This is a genomic window from Bacillus sp. FSL L8-0358, from assembly GCF_038593095.1.
Lineage (GTDB): Bacteria > Bacillota > Bacilli > Bacillales > Bacillaceae > Bacillus > Bacillus subtilis.
In genome coordinates, this window is record NZ_CP151962.1 from 3,172,706 (window position 1) to 3,188,878 (window position 16,173).

Annotated in this window: 17 protein-coding genes; 4 read left to right on the plus strand and 13 right to left on the minus strand. The window is 45.1% G+C overall.

The features are described 5' to 3' along the window. Positions 1-75 precede the first annotated feature (75 nt). Positions 76-1,296 carry an NAD(P)/FAD-dependent oxidoreductase gene (locus NYE49_RS16375; protein ID WP_174616594.1) on the minus strand — a complete coding sequence of 407 codons (1,221 nt, stop codon included), beginning with the start codon at positions 1,294-1,296 and terminating at the stop codon, positions 76-78. Positions 1,297-1,627: 331 nt separating this feature from the next. On the opposite strand from NYE49_RS16375, the gene yumC reads away from it, so the two are divergent. Further along, a complete protein-coding gene (gene yumC / locus NYE49_RS16380) occupies positions 1,628-2,626 on the plus strand; it encodes a ferredoxin--NADP reductase 2 (protein WP_003220618.1) in 999 nt (332 codons plus the stop codon). Positions 2,627-2,663: 37 nt separating this feature from the next. On the opposite strand, the gene NYE49_RS16385 is transcribed toward yumC, so the two are convergent. After that, complete coding sequence (locus NYE49_RS16385) at positions 2,664-2,804, minus strand: hypothetical protein (RefSeq protein ID WP_003228723.1); 141 nt, start codon at positions 2,802-2,804, stop codon at positions 2,664-2,666. 278 nt (positions 2,805-3,082) lie between these two features. On the opposite strand from NYE49_RS16385, the gene guaC reads away from it, so the two are divergent. Next, positions 3,083-4,063 (plus strand): GMP reductase, encoded by a 981-nt coding sequence (gene guaC, locus NYE49_RS16390; protein ID WP_015483645.1) that lies wholly within the window; start codon positions 3,083-3,085, stop codon positions 4,061-4,063. 73 nt (positions 4,064-4,136) lie between these two features. Here the strand turns inward: guaC and paiB are convergent, their stop codons facing one another. The 6 genes from paiB to NYE49_RS16420 form a co-directional block, all read right to left on the minus strand. Then, positions 4,137-4,760 (minus strand): protease synthase/sporulation negative transcriptional regulator PaiB, encoded by a 624-nt coding sequence (gene paiB / locus NYE49_RS16395; RefSeq protein WP_015483646.1) that lies wholly within the window; start codon positions 4,758-4,760, stop codon positions 4,137-4,139. Between the two features lie 23 nt (positions 4,761-4,783). Next, on the minus strand, positions 4,784-5,302 hold the full coding sequence (paiA, locus tag NYE49_RS16400; RefSeq protein ID WP_174616595.1) for a spermidine/spermine N(1)-acetyltransferase: 519 nt from the start codon (positions 5,300-5,302) through the stop codon (positions 4,784-4,786). A 336-nt stretch (positions 5,303-5,638) separates the two neighbouring features. After that, positions 5,639-6,001 carry an iron-sulfur cluster assembly accessory protein gene (locus NYE49_RS16405; protein WP_003244166.1) on the minus strand — a complete coding sequence of 121 codons (363 nt, stop codon included), beginning with the start codon at positions 5,999-6,001 and terminating at the stop codon, positions 5,639-5,641. A gap of 78 nt (positions 6,002-6,079) precedes the next feature. Then, positions 6,080-6,934, minus strand: coding sequence for a diaminopimelate epimerase (gene dapF, locus NYE49_RS16410; protein WP_015483647.1), 855 nt, complete (start codon positions 6,932-6,934; stop codon positions 6,080-6,082). A 122-nt stretch (positions 6,935-7,056) separates the two neighbouring features. Then, complete coding sequence (locus NYE49_RS16415; RefSeq protein ID WP_003228710.1) at positions 7,057-8,271, minus strand: NupC/NupG family nucleoside CNT transporter; 1,215 nt, start codon at positions 8,269-8,271, stop codon at positions 7,057-7,059. Between the two features lie 137 nt (positions 8,272-8,408). Next, positions 8,409-8,645 (minus strand): YuzB family protein, encoded by a 237-nt coding sequence (locus NYE49_RS16420; protein WP_003222913.1) that lies wholly within the window; start codon positions 8,643-8,645, stop codon positions 8,409-8,411. 262 nt (positions 8,646-8,907) lie between these two features. Here NYE49_RS16420 and NYE49_RS16425 point away from each other — a divergent pair, with 262 nt between their 5' ends. Continuing rightward, positions 8,908-9,975 (plus strand): NAD(P)/FAD-dependent oxidoreductase, encoded by a 1,068-nt coding sequence (locus NYE49_RS16425; RefSeq protein WP_003228707.1) that lies wholly within the window; start codon positions 8,908-8,910, stop codon positions 9,973-9,975. Positions 9,976-10,000: 25 nt separating this feature from the next. Here the strand turns inward: NYE49_RS16425 and NYE49_RS16430 are convergent, their stop codons facing one another. After that, positions 10,001-10,327 (minus strand): YuzD family protein, encoded by a 327-nt coding sequence (locus tag NYE49_RS16430; RefSeq protein ID WP_015483648.1) that lies wholly within the window; start codon positions 10,325-10,327, stop codon positions 10,001-10,003. Between the two features lie 99 nt (positions 10,328-10,426). On the opposite strand from NYE49_RS16430, the gene NYE49_RS16435 reads away from it, so the two are divergent. Then, positions 10,427-10,762, plus strand: coding sequence for a NifU family protein (locus NYE49_RS16435; protein WP_010886606.1), 336 nt, complete (start codon positions 10,427-10,429; stop codon positions 10,760-10,762). Between the two features lie 41 nt (positions 10,763-10,803). Here NYE49_RS16435 and NYE49_RS16440 read toward each other — a convergent pair whose 3' ends face one another. The 4 genes from NYE49_RS16440 to NYE49_RS16455 form a co-directional block, all read right to left on the minus strand. Beyond that, complete coding sequence (locus NYE49_RS16440; RefSeq protein WP_047183129.1) at positions 10,804-12,777, minus strand: S9 family peptidase; 1,974 nt, start codon at positions 12,775-12,777, stop codon at positions 10,804-10,806. 107 nt (positions 12,778-12,884) lie between these two features. After that, positions 12,885-13,814 carry a homoserine kinase gene (gene thrB / locus NYE49_RS16445; protein WP_003228699.1) on the minus strand — a complete coding sequence of 310 codons (930 nt, stop codon included), beginning with the start codon at positions 13,812-13,814 and terminating at the stop codon, positions 12,885-12,887. Then, entirely contained in the window at positions 13,811-14,869 is a 1,059-nt protein-coding gene (thrC, locus tag NYE49_RS16450; RefSeq protein ID WP_003228697.1) for a threonine synthase, read from the minus strand. Before thrC ends, thrB begins: the two co-directional genes overlap by 4 nt. Further along, on the minus strand, positions 14,869-16,170 hold the full coding sequence (locus NYE49_RS16455; protein WP_003228694.1) for a homoserine dehydrogenase: 1,302 nt from the start codon (positions 16,168-16,170) through the stop codon (positions 14,869-14,871). Before NYE49_RS16455 ends, thrC begins: the two co-directional genes overlap by 1 nt. Positions 16,171-16,173 lie beyond the last annotated feature (3 nt).

Genomic DNA, 16,173 nt, shown 5'->3' on the forward strand with positions numbered 1-16,173 from the left:
AAACATACTTGTTTTCCTCTCGTTCTCTTTTTATTTTGGCGTTTTTTAATAAAGAAAACCCGCTTCCGCGGGTTTTTAGAAAAACTTGAACTTGCCTTTTTTCAGTGTCAGTCCGAGTCCGCCAATCATAAACAGCGAGCGGTTATCAATGACTTTTTTCATAAACGAAGCCGGCGTGCCTTTCAGCTTTCTGCCATAAACAACCCCAACCGCGTTATGCTCGCCAAGAGAAGCCACTGTTCCCTTAATGTCCGGCTTGAATTCCTCAAGCTCTCCGCCTTTAATTAGCCTGCCAAGGTTTTTAGCAACCGTTATGCCCTGCTGCATTGCAATTTGCGCAGTCGGCGGATACGGACGCTCTGTATCTTCATTCATAAACAGCGAGCTGTCGCCGAGAATAAAGACATTGTCATGTCCTGGGGCGCGAAGATCAGGGTTGACTTTCACCCGGCCGCGCATATTTTCAAAACCGGCTTCCTCTACAATCGGATGGCCGCGGACACCTGCTGCCCATACAACGGTTTGCGATTTGATCTGCTCTGGTTCCTCATCTTTTTTGCCGACTCTGACTCCTTCCGGGGTACATTCTTGTACAGCTGTGCCGATCTTGAACTCAACTCCGTTTTCCTCAAGGAAATGTACGGCGTAATCAACAAGTTCCGGATCAAAGCCCGGCAAAACGGTCGGCGCTGCTTCCACACAAATGATGCGGACAAGACTTCTGTCAATGTCATACTCCTTACAGAGCTCCGGCACGCGAGCCGCCAGCTCGCCAAGAAATTCAATTCCCGTAAATCCGGCACCGCCAACAACGATCGTTAACCTGTCCGGCCGTTTTTCCGCTTCCGTATTGTAAGTCGCAAACTGCAGCTCAATATGTTCCCGCAGCAGGCGCGACGTGTTGATGTTGGCGATCGGAAACGCATATTCTTTCAAGCCTTTAATGCCGAATGTTTCAGGCACGGCGCCGAGCCCGATGACTAAATAATCGTACTGCAGTTCTCCATTCGCAAGCACAACTTTTTTCTCATCAATTTTGATTGCCTTTACGGTATCCTGTACAAAATTCACCCGTGACTGGTTGATTACATCTTTTATCTGATAACGGCAGCGGTCATGATGGAGCGTACCCGCGCTCGCTTCATGCATCCATGTCGTTTCATAATGATAATTGTGTTTATTTACAAGCGTAATTTCAGCATCATTCGGACCGACATATTTCGTCAGCCTTGTCACCGTCATCAATCCGCCATATCCTGCACCTAAAATCACGATTTTGGGCTTATTCAATGCCATCACATCCACCTTCTCTTTTTTTGCTTTTGTTAGACCCATAATAAAATCATCATTTGTGTTAGCTTCAGCTAATTGGCGGGATTTTATGAAATATATTGAAAAGTTTTTTGTGAAGTCTTTACCCATAGCACTATTATCATGTTTATCCGGCTGGCCCAAGAAACATTCAGAAAAAGATCATTTCATTTGGTTATTATCGTAGCGGCCTGCGGAAATATTTTCAAGAACGGATGGGCACGTTAGATCCTTACGATTTTTTCTGCTGACTCGTCAATTTGAACGGCAATATGGTATAATTAATAACAATTTTCATTTAGGAGGCAATTTTCGTATGCGAGAGGATACAAAGGTTTATGATATTACAATTATAGGCGGGGGACCGGTCGGCTTATTCACTGCTTTTTACGGCGGAATGAGACAGGCAAGCGTCAAAATTATCGAAAGCCTGCCTCAGCTCGGCGGACAGCTTAGCGCCCTATACCCTGAGAAGTATATATATGATGTAGCGGGATTCCCGAAAATCCGCGCGCAAGAGCTTATCAATAACCTAAAAGAGCAAATGGCGAAATTCGACCAAACCATTTGTCTGGAGCAAGCGGTTGAATCTGTTGAGAAACAAGCGGATGGCGTGTTTAAGCTTGTAACAAATGAAGAAACCCACTACTCTAAAACGGTCATCATCACTGCAGGAAACGGCGCATTCAAACCGAGAAAGCTGGAACTTGAAAATGCCGAGCAGTATGAAGGCAAAAACCTCCATTACTTCGTTGATGATCTGCAAAAATTTGCCGGCAGACGCGTTGCGATCCTTGGCGGTGGAGATTCCGCGGTTGACTGGGCGCTTATGCTTGAGCCGATCGCAAAAGAAGTATCGATCATTCACCGCCGCGACAAGTTCCGTGCGCACGAGCACAGTGTGGAAAACCTTCATGCGTCGAAGGTTAATGTCCTGACACCATTCGTCCCTGCGGAGCTGATCGGCGAAGACAAAATCGAACAGCTAGTGCTTGAAGAAGTGAAAGGCGACCGCAAAGAGATTTTAGAAATTGATGACTTAATCGTCAACTACGGTTTCGTTTCATCTCTTGGACCGATCAAAAACTGGGGCCTGGACATCGAGAAAAATTCCATTGTCGTGAAATCAACAATGGAAACAAATATCGAAGGCTTCTTTGCAGCAGGTGACATTTGTACATACGAAGGAAAAGTCAACCTGATTGCCAGCGGCTTCGGTGAGGCACCGACAGCAGTGAACAACGCCAAGGCTTACATGGACCCGAAAGCCCGCGTACAGCCTCTTCACTCAACAAGTCTTTTTGAAAATAAATAATAAAAAAGGAGCTTGTGTCTGCGACACAGCTCCTTTTTTATTTGAAGATATTGATATAATTCAATGCAGTTCCTACAACCAGCGCAATCACAAGGGCTGCGACTACCCAGATCATTGCCATAATAATACGGTCCTGAATCTTTTGGGACTTCGGTGTTTTTTCTTCGTTTTGGGCCATCTTATTCGCTCCTTTCCCATGTCCATGCCATAAAGAAAGCCTGGTGCTGAACGACCAAGCTTTGCTGAACGTATATCATTCGCGTTTTGATCCGCTCTCTAAGACCATTCGTTAAAACTATGATACCTAAACTCACCCTGCATGACAAGCTTCGGCACTTGCACCATACCTGCCAGGAAATCATAATGTTTGACATCCTAAATAAAACAGAGTACATTATAGAAGGCGAACATTTCATATAATATCATTTTAAATATTCGTTTTTAGGAGTGAAAAACATGGAAAACGTATTTGATTACGAAGATATTCAGCTAATTCCTGCAAAATGCATTGTAAATAGCCGTTCAGAATGTGATACATCCGTACGTTTAGGCGGACGTACATTTAAATTACCCGTCGTCCCTGCCAATATGCAGACGATTATAGATGAAAAACTAGCGATTTCATTAGCCGAAAATGGCTACTTTTATGTGATGCACAGATTTGAGCCTGAGACACGAATTAATTTTATTAAAGATATGAACGCACGCGGCTTATTCTCTTCTATCAGCGTGGGCGTCAAAGAGGAGGAGTATGAATTTGTCCGCCAGCTGGCAGAAGAAAATCTGACTCCTGAATACGTGACAATTGACATTGCTCACGGGCACTCAAATGCTGTCATTGAAATGATCCAGCACCTTAAAAAACATTTGCCGGACAGCTTTGTTATTGCTGGCAATGTCGGAACGCCGGAAGCGGTCAGAGAACTTGAAAATGCGGGAGCGGATGCCACTAAAGTCGGCATCGGACCGGGAAAAGTATGTATTACGAAAATCAAAACCGGCTTCGGCACAGGCGGCTGGCAATTAGCGGCGCTGCGCTGGTGTGCCAAAGCAGCCAGCAAACCGATTATCGCCGATGGCGGCATCCGCACCCATGGCGACATCGCAAAATCAATCCGATTCGGCGCAACGATGGTCATGATCGGTTCACTATTTGCCGGACACGAAGAATCGCCAGGCCAAACGATCGAAAAAGACGGAAAGCTTTACAAAGAGTACTTCGGCTCAGCCTCTGAATTCCAAAAAGGCGAAAAGAAAAATGTCGAAGGCAAAAAAATGCACGTGGCGCATAAAGGCTCAATCAAGGATACACTGATTGAAATGGAGCAGGATCTTCAATCTTCTATTTCTTATGCAGGCGGAACAAAGCTTGACGCCATCCGCAATGTGGATTATGTGATTGTGAAGAATTCCATTTTTAATGGGGATAAATATTAATCATAAAAAAACGCCAAGTCAGCGGTTCTCCGCTTGAGTTGGCGTTTTCTGCTACTTCTTCAGCAAAGTAAGCTTATATTTGCTTTTTGAATTTATTTTCCATCAGTTCTGCCATTTGTTTTGCATTTGGATTTTCTTCATTTTGCAACTGTTCAATGATGTTCATATAATCCGTTTCATTTCGGTTCTGGCTTAATTTATATGCCGCTTGAATGTCTTCCACCTTAATCTTAAATCCAACGATGCCTTTCAATTCACTTTCTAAGAGTTTTGGAGAAAGCTTATCCCATAATACAGGATTGTCACGATGCTTTTCGTATTTCTCCAGCATGATTGTTAATTCTTCTGCTAATTCATCTTTCTCTAACATACTTGCTTTTCCATACATGTGGACAGCCTGATAATTCCACGTCGGAACATTTTCGCGTGAATACCAGGAAGAAGAAATATAAGCGTGCGGTCCCTGAAACATCACAAGCACATCTTCACAGGCTTCAAACGTTCTCCACTGAGGATTTCCATAAGCGAAATGCCCCGTAATATAGTAATGATCGTCTTTTTTATTGAATCCTAACGGCAAATGTGTGGCAATTGGTTTTCCTTGTTCTGTTGTGACAATCGTACCAAAGGAGTTTTCTTGAACAAAATTCCAAATGTCTTCAGCATTTGTGACTTTAAAATATTTTGGAATATACATCATCATCCACCCTTCGAAAAATATTATATGAGTGTTTTAGCCATGATTAAATCCGTTTGTTCTTCATCACCCATATAAAAAGAGTGGGCGCCGGTCTGAACAAACCCCATTTTCTTATAAAAGGCAATGGCATTTTCATTTTTTTCCCACACACCTAGCCAAATGTTCTTTTTATTACGTTCCAGCGCAATTTCTATAGCTTTATTCAACAGATGTTTGCCAAGCCCATGTTTTTGAAAGCTGTTCTTTATATAAATTCTCTCGATTTCAAGTGATTCAGCACCCATTTCTTCAGACTGAGCATCATCGATATTGACCTTTACATATCCAGCGATTTCATGATCAAAGTAAACAAAAAAGAATTGCGAAGACATATTGGATAACTCTTTTTCCAGTTGCTCAGTGTTAAATGCGCTTTCTAAATAGGATTTCATATTTTCAGGTGAGTTCTGTTCTTTAAAAGTGTCATTGAATGTTTCAATACTCAATTGTTGGAGTGTTTGTAAATCTTCCCGGCTGCATTTTTTCATTTTTACACTCATTGTTCGGATTCAGCCCCTTTATTAAAAATTCAATTGTCTTGTGTCCCTTTTTAATATATTTAAACACGGACAGATACTGACCTTGTTACCATTCCAAAAACCTTCTTCATCATCAACTCCCTAACTTTTTTGTTGTAGATGCAACAAAATATACTCCGCATTAAATATAGCGTAATTTTGATGTATTTACAACAAAAATCAAACAGCAATGCGGATTTTCTCTTGCCGAAGTTCCCGGAACTCTCTGCATCATTTCCCCATAATAAAAACGCCTCCCTTAACGATGATCTATCGCTAAGAAAAGCGTCAGTAATAGTTGCTATCCGTTTTTAGTGCTTAGCACTCTTCAGGCTTGCCTGCATTCGTTGCTGTTCTGAACGAAGAACCGCATCCGCATGAAGCGATGGCGTTTGGATTGTCGATGGTGAAGCCGCCGCCGAGCATGGATTGTTTATAATCAATCACGGTGCCGTTCATGATGTCAAGGCTTTCTTTGTCAACTAGAACAGTGATGCCGTGCTGATCAAACACACTGTCTGATTCACTCTTTTCATGCTCAAAGCCCATGCCGTAAGAAAGTCCGCTGCAGCCGCCGCCTTTGACGCCTACACGCAGAAACGCGTTTTCTTCTTCATGCTCTTTCATCATATCTTTTATATGCAAAGCTGCTGCTTCTGTAATTGTTACCGGGTTGCTCATCATTGTGAACCTCCTTTTAAAAACCGGTTGCTGTCTTTTATTATAAACATGATCGTCCCAATTCTCAAACAAGGTGTTTTACAAGAAATAGACACCCTCACAAACGGTTTCAGCCGGCCCTGTCATCATTACATGGCCGTTATCTTTCCAGTTTATCACCAAATCCCCGCCTGCTAAATGCACCGTGATGTCTTGATTTCGCTTTGATACGCCGTTTAATACAGATGCGACCGCCGCTGCACATGCTCCTGTCCCGCATGCCTGAGTAATCCCTGATCCCCGTTCCCAGACGCGGAAATGCAATTCTTGTTCATTCACAGTTTCAACGAATTCCACATTGATGCCTTCCGGAAATCTCGGATCTTTCTCAATCACCGGCCCCAGTGTCGTTAAGGGTGCCTGTTCAATGTCTGCAATCGGAAAAACGATATGCGGATTTCCCATTGAAACGGCAGTGCCTGTTAGTTCTACTTCACCAAATGCCATCGTTTCATTGATTGTGCGCTCTTCCCCGCCGTCAAGCATCGGGAGCTCGGATTTTGTCAAGCGCGGTTCGCCCATATCGACAGTGACCACATTCACTTTTCCGTTTTCGACTTGAACCTCCGCTTTCACAAGCCCGGAGAGAGTTTCAATCAGAAAAGATGTTTCCTCAACCAGCTTATGCTCATATGCGTATTTTGCGACGCAGCGCAGGCCGTTGCCGCAGTTTTTCCCTTCAGACCCGTCATTATTAAAAATCCGCATTTTAACAGGCGCTTGGTCTGATGGGCATATCAGGATCATTCCGTCGGATCCGATCCCTGTATAAACAGAAGAAACCTGAATTGCAATCTCTGACAGTTTTTCTTCTGGAAGCTGTTCTTCAAATTGATTCACATAAATATAACTGTTTCCCAGGCCGTGCATTTTGGTAAATCGAAATGAGTTCATAGGTGCCTCCAACTTTTTTTCTTTTTCTTAGTATAAAAGCTATTATAAGCGGACACAATACAATTATCCCCCGTTTTTCATACATAAAAGCTCCTTGCACTGACGCAAGGAGCTTTTATCGTTTATATAAACATGCCGGCAATGGCTGCGCTGAGCAGATTGGCTAATGTTCCTGCAAGAACAGCCTTCAGGCCGAGACGTGCGATATCTGAACGGCGGCTGGGTGCTAAACCGCCAAGCGTACCAAGCATAATCGCAATTGATGAAAAATTGGCGAATCCGCATAACGCGAAACTGATAATGGTAGCAGTTTTCTTAGAAAACTCGCCGATGTGCGGACCGAAGTTAGAATAAGCGACAAACTCATTCAGCACCAATTTCTGGCCGATATAGCTTCCCGCCTGCAATGCTTCATGCCAGGGCACGCCAATCAAAAAGGCGATAGGAGAAAACACATAGCCGAGAATGGATTCTAATGTTACGCCTTTTAAACCGAACAAGCCGAAAGCCCCGCCGAGAATACCGTTTACTACAGCGATTAACGCAACAAACGCAAGCAGCATCGCCCCAACGTTTAACGCAATTTGCAGTCCTGTTGACGCTCCCTTTGCAGCTGCGTCAATGACATTGGCTGCGCCTTCACCTTCATCCATTTTGAAATCGCTTTTTACGGTTTGCGTTTTTTCCGTTTCGGGTATAATCAATTTACCAAAGACTAGTCCAGCTGGAGCAGCCATAAAGCTGGCCGCCAGCAAGTATTCAATCGGAATACCGAGTAGCGCGTACCCAAACAAGGTAGATCCCGCAACTGCCGATAGACCGCTCGTCATAATCGTAAACAACTCAGAGCGCGTCAGCCCCGCAATCAGGGGTTTGATCACTAACGGAGATTCTGATTGTCCTACAAAAATATTGGCAGCAGCCGCCAGAGATTCCGTTTTGCTTGTTCCAAGGAGCTTCGACAATCCGCCGCCAATGACACGGAAAACGAGCTGCATGATTTTCAAATGATATAAAACTGCAATCAGTGCTGAGAAGAAAATGATAACGGGCAGTACACTTAATGCAAATGCCGGACTGTCTCCGACCTTTAGAAGCGGTCCAAAAATAAAACTGATGCCTTCATTCGCATAGTCAATCAGAAGCTGTACACGGCTTGAAAACCATAAAAAAACAGCGCGTCCCGCTTCCCATTTCAACACGATGTATCCAAACGCCACCTGTGTGCATAAACCAACGATGACGGTTCTTATCTTAATATTGCTTTTCTTTTCTGAAAATAAAAACGCGATAGCAATGATCGCAACTGCGCCCAGCAGCCCCCACAGAACATTCATGAATACTCGTACACCTCTTAAATTTTATTTAAAAAAATATCTTTTATACGATAACAATAATATTTTTTGATGTCTACACATTTTTTTAGTTCTTTTGTACGGCAAAATAAAAAAAGGGCCTGTCCAGGCCCTTTTCTTTAAAACATTGGATTTTCTTCAATAAAGGTATATATATTCTCAACAAGCTCGGCAGGCGTTTCACCCATGACGACTTCTCCGTTTACCAGAGCGAAAAGCGATTCCATGCATGTCCCGCAGTAGCTTAAGCAGCCATATTCAAGGACATCAAGGTTGGGATCCTTCTCCAAAATCGCCCGGGCTTCCTGAGAGCCGTGAGCCAGATTGCTGACACAAAATTCAATCATTGGATTCATGCGGTTTCACCTCACATATGTCCATTATCGCGAATTTTTCACTATTCGTCAAAGACAACGGATGATTCAAAATTTATTATCGTAACATATTATTTCTCAAATAACGTTTTACTAATTTGTGTTTTCAGGCTAAATTGTAGGTTATTTTGAAACTATTATTGTGATTTTAGATCAAATTCGATATAATTCTAGATGTTATTTTACATAGTTCGTATTTTCTTCAATGTGTCTATCATACTCTTCGGATTAAAGGGGAATTCAAATGAAAAAATTGGTCTTGATCGGCGGAGGTTACGGGAACATGCGTGTTCTTCATCGCTTATTGCCAAACCAGCTGCCTGATGATGTTTCAATCACGTTAATTGACAGAAATCCTTATCACTGCTTGAAAACAGAATATTATGCCCTTGCCGCAGGCACAATTTCTGACCATCATATCAGAGTGTCATTCCCAGAGCACCCTCGCCTGGATGTCCAATACGGTGATATCACATCAATTGATATTGTACAAAAACAAGTGCTGTTCCAAGATCGTGAACCGATTTCTTACGATGACGCCGTAATCGGGCTCGGCTGTGAGGATAAATATCACAACGTGCCGGGAGCGCCTGAATTCACCTACAGTATTCAAACCATCGATCAGTCCCGCGAAACCTACCAAAAGCTGAATAATCTGAGCGCTAATGCCACCGTCGCCATTGTCGGAGCGGGCTTAAGCGGCGTTGAGCTTGCAAGTGAATTGAGAGAAAGCCGTGATGACCTGAACATTATTTTGTTCGACCGCGGTAATCTCATTTTATCAAGCTTTCCCGAGCGTTTAAGCAAATATGTGCAAAAATGGTTCGAAGAGCACGGTGTCCGCATTATTAACAGGGCAAATATCACAAAAGTAGAAGAAGGTGTTGTGTATAACCACGATGATCCGATTTCTGCAGACGCCATCGTGTGGACAGCCGGCATCCAGCCAAACAAAGTCGTCAGAGACTTAGATGTGGAGAAGGACGCACAAGGGCGTATTGTATTAACGCCTCATCACAATCTTCCAGGTGATGAACATCTGTACGTTGTCGGCGATTGCGCCAGCCTTCCTCATGCACCGAGCGCCCAACTGGCAGAGGCTCAAGCAGAGCAGATTGTCCAAATCTTGCAAAAACGCTGGAATGGAGAAGCCCTGCCTGAATCAATGCCTCAGTTTAAGCTGAAAGGCGTCCTCGGTTCACTCGGAAAAAAAGCCGGCTTCGGGCTTGTTGCTGACCGTCCGCTGATCGGCCGTGTTCCGCGTATGCTGAAATCCGGCTTGCTGTGGATGTATAAACACCATAACGGTTAATGATAGAGAAGAACCGCTGATCAAGTCAGCGGTTTTCTGTATACCCATGCTTCTCCATTTCCTCATAAACGTCTTTTAATTTTGGATTGCCTTCACCGACAATTTTGTCTTCTACGAGCACAAGCGGATAAAAATACTCGTCATTTCTGATTTTTTCCGCAAGCTCTTTCGCATGTTCATTGTCAAGCGGCTCATGAATATCGATGTACTGCATCTCAAAAGGCTGATTTGGATATTTTCTTTTCAGCGCAGCCTCAAGCCACTCGTATGTATCCTTGGCTGTCGGCATATTTACACAGCTCGCACAAACGGTTTCTGCCCCGTATACGCTGAGCATGACTGGTTTCATCACTTGTAAACGCCCCCTTCTCCTATGTAAGTCTTTTCTTTTAAGTATACAGAGCCAAAGGACGTTTTTATAGAAAAAAACCGTTTTTGTGTTGAAGTCTGAATGTGCTATAATAGGGAGAGCAACTTTGCAAACCAAACAATAGATTTTTATTGTTACACTGAATATAATGGTTTTATGACGACGAAAGGAGCGAATGTCATGACTGAAGTTGAAATGAAAGAACAGGTGCAGGAAGTACTGGACAAACTTCGTCCGTTTTTACTTCGTGACGGCGGTGACTGTGAGCTTGTAGACGTAGATGAAGGTATCGTTAAGCTTCGTCTTCTAGGCGCATGCGGCAGCTGCCCAAGTTCAACAATTACGCTGAAAGCCGGAATTGAGCGCGCTCTTCTAGAAGAAGTGCCGGGTGTCGTTGAAGTAGAACAAGTTTTTTAATAAAGCAGCCAGGCTGATATTTGATCAGCCTGGCTTTTTTATTAGAGATGTTGATCAAACCATGAGCTGATATAATTCAGGCGCTTGATCCGCTGTCTTGGGTGTCCGGTGCGTGATAAATTGTGCGATGCATTCGGAAAACGGACAAGCATGGTTTCCTTGCCCATTTTTTTCAGAGCGATAAACAGCTGCTCCGCCTGCTCGATCGGGCAGCGGTCATCCCGCTCGCCATGCAGAATCAAAAGCGGTGTCTCCACGTTTGCTGCGTATTTTAAAGGAGACCGGTCCCAGAGCATTTCTGTGTCCTCAAACATGTCATGCCCAAGCTGCCAGTCTGTAAAGAAAAAGCCGATATCACTGACGCCGTGAAAGCTGATCCAATTTGATATCGAGCGCTGGGTGACGGCAGCTTTAAAGCGGTTCGTCTGCCCGACGATCCAGTTGGTCATAAAACCTCCGTAGCTTCCGCCTGTGACACCGAGCCGCTTAGGATCAATATGCGGATCTCGTTTGATAGCCTCATCCACAGCTTGCATCACATCGTCATAATCCTTTCCTCCATAATCTCCTCTGACCGCATTCACAAATTCCTGTCCGTAGCCGTGGCTTCCTCTCGGATTGATATAAACGACCGCGTATCCTTTCGCCGCCAGCACCTGAAACTCATGAAAATATGTATGCCCGTACATCATATGCGGACCGCCGTGTATGTTGAGAATAAGTGGATATGTTGTCTGACCTTCCATTTGTGCAGGCTTCATCAGCCAGCCGTTCACCGTCACGCCGTCTTCTGTAGCATATTGGATCTCTTCAGGTATTGATATCGTATGCTCACTGACAAACTTGTCATTCGCGCCAGTCAGCTGTTTCTCTTCCTGTCCAAGCGGGATACTGTAGAGCTCACTCGGTCTGTCCGGCTTTGTCACACTGGCAATAAAGTGCTGTTCATCAGGTGAAAGAGAAAAGCTATTGATGTACTCTTTTTCCAGACGAATCGGATACACAAGGCCTTCAATCGAAATATAATAGATGCCCGTACTGCCTTGATCTGTGCCGATGACATAAAACCCTTGGCTGTCCTTTGTCCAAACCGGGCGCTGTTCGGCACCACCGATCAATGAATCACCAATCAGTGCATCCGCTAAGTGTACGTCTAGCATTTCAGTCAGACATGTGAGGCGGTCATGTTCAATATCATAAAGCCATGCCTTTTCGAGCGTTGCATTCTGATATTCCTTTTCATTTCCAAGCAAAGCAAGATACCTTCCGTCTGGTGAAAATGAGCTTGATCCGAATGAGCCGCGATGAGGTGTAACCTGCTTAAGATCTCCAGACTCCAGTGACATCATGTAAACATCATGCGGCTTGCTGGCATCATCTGTTTCAGTTAAATTAGCTGAGAAAACAAGCCATTTGCCGTCAGGAGAAAAAGCAGGATCACCATGATCAGCTTTGTGACTTGTCAGCTCCTTCATCTCACCCGACTTTACGCTGACAAGCACAAGCTGGGCATACGCACCTCTCGTCAGCCCTTTGCCGTCCCGTTTGTAGGAGAGGCTTTGCACTTCAACAGGTTCATAGCTGTCCTGCTCCGTTTTTTCTCGGTCATCAATGCTTTCTCCCTCTCCCAAACTGACAGTGACCAGAATCGATTCGCCATCCGGGGACCATATTGGCTTTGACACGCCATACGGGATATCAGTCAGTTTTCTCGCTTCTCCGCCTTCAGCGCTCATCATATACAGCTGTGCCGCATCGCCTTCTCGATCAGAAATAAAGGCAAGCGTGCGCCCGTCCGGAGACCATCTTGGGTCGGTGCTTCGCTTTTCTCCATGTGTCCAAGGAACAGACCCGCCCGTTTTCGTTTCATAGATCCATATATTTGATGTATACGAATCTTTCTCTTGATTCACTTGTGATTTTACATATGCGGCACGGGTGCCGTCTGGGGCGTATTGAGGATCGGTCACAGAGACAATCGCAGTGATGTCGTCTGCGGTTATCAGCTTTTTCATATTCATCTCCTCCTTTTTACATGTATTTCGTTTTTCTAAATAAAAACTCCTTTATCTTCAGCAAAAAAAAGCGCCCTCCGCTGACGCTGAGGAACGCTTGGCATGATTTATACACTTTTTACTTGATATAAAGGATTTCGCTCTATTATACTTCCCTCTTTCGGAACGGTCAAAGCGTCTACTTCACAATGAGGGAAATGAAGCGCGAGCTGTTCTTTTAGCTCTTCTCCCTTTCCTTTTTCGGTCATGACAAGAATCGTCGGGCCTGCTCCGCTGAGAGCCGTTCCATATGCGCCCTTCATCTCGGCGACGTGCTCTACTTTTGACAGCTCAGGCACAAGCATCGCCCGGTACGGCTGATGGAACATATCCTTCTTCATGATTTTCCCGACAAGCGGCCAGTCCTTGGACATGATCGCAGCAATGAGGATATTGCTGACAGCACTTGCTTTTACGGCATCGGCATATGGAAACTCCTTCGGAAGCACGTCTCTCGCGTCTCTTGTCAGCACTTCGTAAAAAGGAATGACAACGACTACGTCAATGTCAGCATTCGGGACGCGGATCATTTGGGTCTCGTCATCCTCATGCAGGCCGATCACAAGTCCGCCGACGAGAGAAGCGCCAGCATTGTCCGGGTGTCCTTCTTCTAGACTGGCTAAATGCAGCTTGTCCGCTTCAGACAGCTTTAAGCCGCATAATTCATCAGCCAGTTCAATGGCCGCTACAATCGCCGCGGCGCTGCTGCCAAGGCCGCGTGCAAGCGGGATGTCGCTCCACACCTTCACATGGACAGGAGGCATTTCTTTTCCGTACAAATCTGCGGTCCGTTTAGCCACTTGATAGATCAGGTTATCTGTACCCGCCGGAATTCCGGCGACTGTTTCTGTTTCAGCCTCAAAAGACCATTTGTCGCTTTCAAAGACGGTCAGCTTCAAATATCTGCTGAGCGCCATTCCGACTGAATCAAAGCCGGGGCCTAGGTTAGCTGTGCTTCCGGGAACAGTGACAGAGAACAGCATGTCGGCTTCGTTCATACACGGGCCGCTCCTTTTACATATTCAAGGATGCTGTCTTCATCAGTCGGCAATGTGACAGGCTTGATTTCTGAAATGTCGACCGCTGTATTCGGATCTTTCAGTCCGTTTCCTGTTAACACAGCTACGACCTTGCTGCCTTTCGGAATTTCTCCGGATTTCACCTGTTTCAGCACTCCTGCGATAGACGCGCAAGAACCTGGTTCTGCAAACACGCCTTCTACACGGGCGATCAGCTGATATGCGTGAAGGATTTCATCATCAGTGACTTCGTCAATTTTCCCATTGGATTCCTCGGCTGCCTTTACAGCTTTGTCCCAGCTTGCCGGGTTTCCGATACGAATGGCTGTCGCTATTGTTTCAGGATTTTCAATCACTTCATTGCGCACGATTGCCGCCGCACCCTCAGCTTCAAAGCCGCGCATTTTCGGAAGGCCTGTGCCGTTTTTCTCATGATATTCCTTGAAGCCCTTCCAGTACGCAGTGATGTTTCCCGCGTTTCCGACCGGGATCGCTAAAACATCAGGCGCTTCCCCCAGCTGTTCGCACACTTCGAAGGCAGCAGTTTTTTGGCCTTCAATGCGGTAAGGGTTGACTGAGTTGACAAGGGCAATCGGTGATTTCTCACAGATGGAACGGACAATTTTAAGCGCATCGTCAAAGTTTCCGTCAATTGCGATAATCTCGGCTCCGTACATGACAGCTTGAGCGAGTTTTCCAAATGCAATTTTTCCGTTCGGGATGATGACAATGCATTTCATGTTAGCACGGGCTGCATATGCTGCCGCAGCAGCGGAAGTGTTACCTGTTGACGCGCACATAATCGTGTCATTGCCTTCTTCTTTTGCCTTTGCCACAGCCATAACCATTCCGCGATCTTTAAATGATCCCGTAGGATTGACGCCTTCCGTTTTGACATGAAGCTCAATTCCGAGCTGCTCAGACAGCTTCGGCAGGTGAATAAGAGGTGTGTTTCCTTCATGTAAAGTCAGCGCCGGTGTTTGATCTGTTACAGGTAAAAATTCTTTATATTGATGGATAAGTCCTTTCCACATTAGCTCCAACCGTTCCCTTCTACACGATATGTGCTTTTGACTTCTTGAACGACTTCCAAATCATTTAGGTTTTGCAGAATATCACTGAAATCAGCTTCTGATGTATGATGTGTGACAATTACGATTTCAGCTAACTCATCATGGCCTTTAATTGGCAGCTGAAGGATTTTTTCAAAGCTCACGCCCCGCTCTGAGAACACAGATGTAATTTTCGAGAATGAACCAACCTCATCTTTTACATGAATTCTTAAAAACTGCTGTGCATAAATGTCAGACGGCGATTTCATGTTTTTCTCATATTGCGGTCCGACAAAGCTGTTGCCTGTTACACCAAGGCGCATATTTTTCATGACAGCGACGAGGTCAGAAACAACGGATGTCGCTGTCGGCATGCTTCCGGCTCCCGGCCCGTAGAACATCGTCTCACCGACAGCCTCGCCGTATACATAAACGGCGTTAAACTCATTATGAACAGCAGAAAGCGGATGGTGGTCAGGAAGCAGTGTCGGCTGTACGCTGACCTCGATTTTGCTGCCGTCACGCTGAGCAATCCCGATCAGCTTCATTGTATAGCCGAGGCGTTTGCTGAAGCTGATGTCCTCGTCTGTAATTTGGGAGATCCCCTTTACTTTGACGTCTTCCAGATCCACGTTCATCGAGAAGCCGAGGCGCGCCAATATCGCCATTTTCCGTGCGGCGTCAAGCCCTTCCACGTCAGAAGTCGGATCAGCTTCGGCAAAACCGAGATCCTGCGCTTCCTTGAGCACTTCCTCATATGGGCTTTTCTCTTTGATCATTTTTGTTAAGATAAAGTTTGTTGTGCCGTTCACAATTCCCATCATTTTTGTAATTCGATCTGATGAGAGGCCTTCCTCTAACGTGCGCAGAATCGGAATCCCGCCGGCAACACTGGCTTCAAAGTAGATATCGCATCCATTTTCCTTCGCTTCGGCAAGCAGCTCGGAGCCGTACACAGCCATTAAGTCCTTGTTTGCTGTGACAACATGCTTTTTCGATCTCAGCGCGTCGACCAAATATTGTTTTGTCTGCTCAACTCCGCCGATCACCTCGATGACGACATCAACATCTGGATCATCAATGACATCATACACTTCTGTCGTAAGCACTTCCTTCGGCAAATCTACTTCTCTCTTTTTCTCTAAATCTTTTACAAGCACTTTTTTTATCGTAACCGGACAGCCGACCTGATGCATAAGCTTATCCTGATGGTCTTGAATAATTTTAACGACACCGCTTCCGACGGTACCTAAACCTAAAAGCCCTACACGAATCGCTTTCAAAAA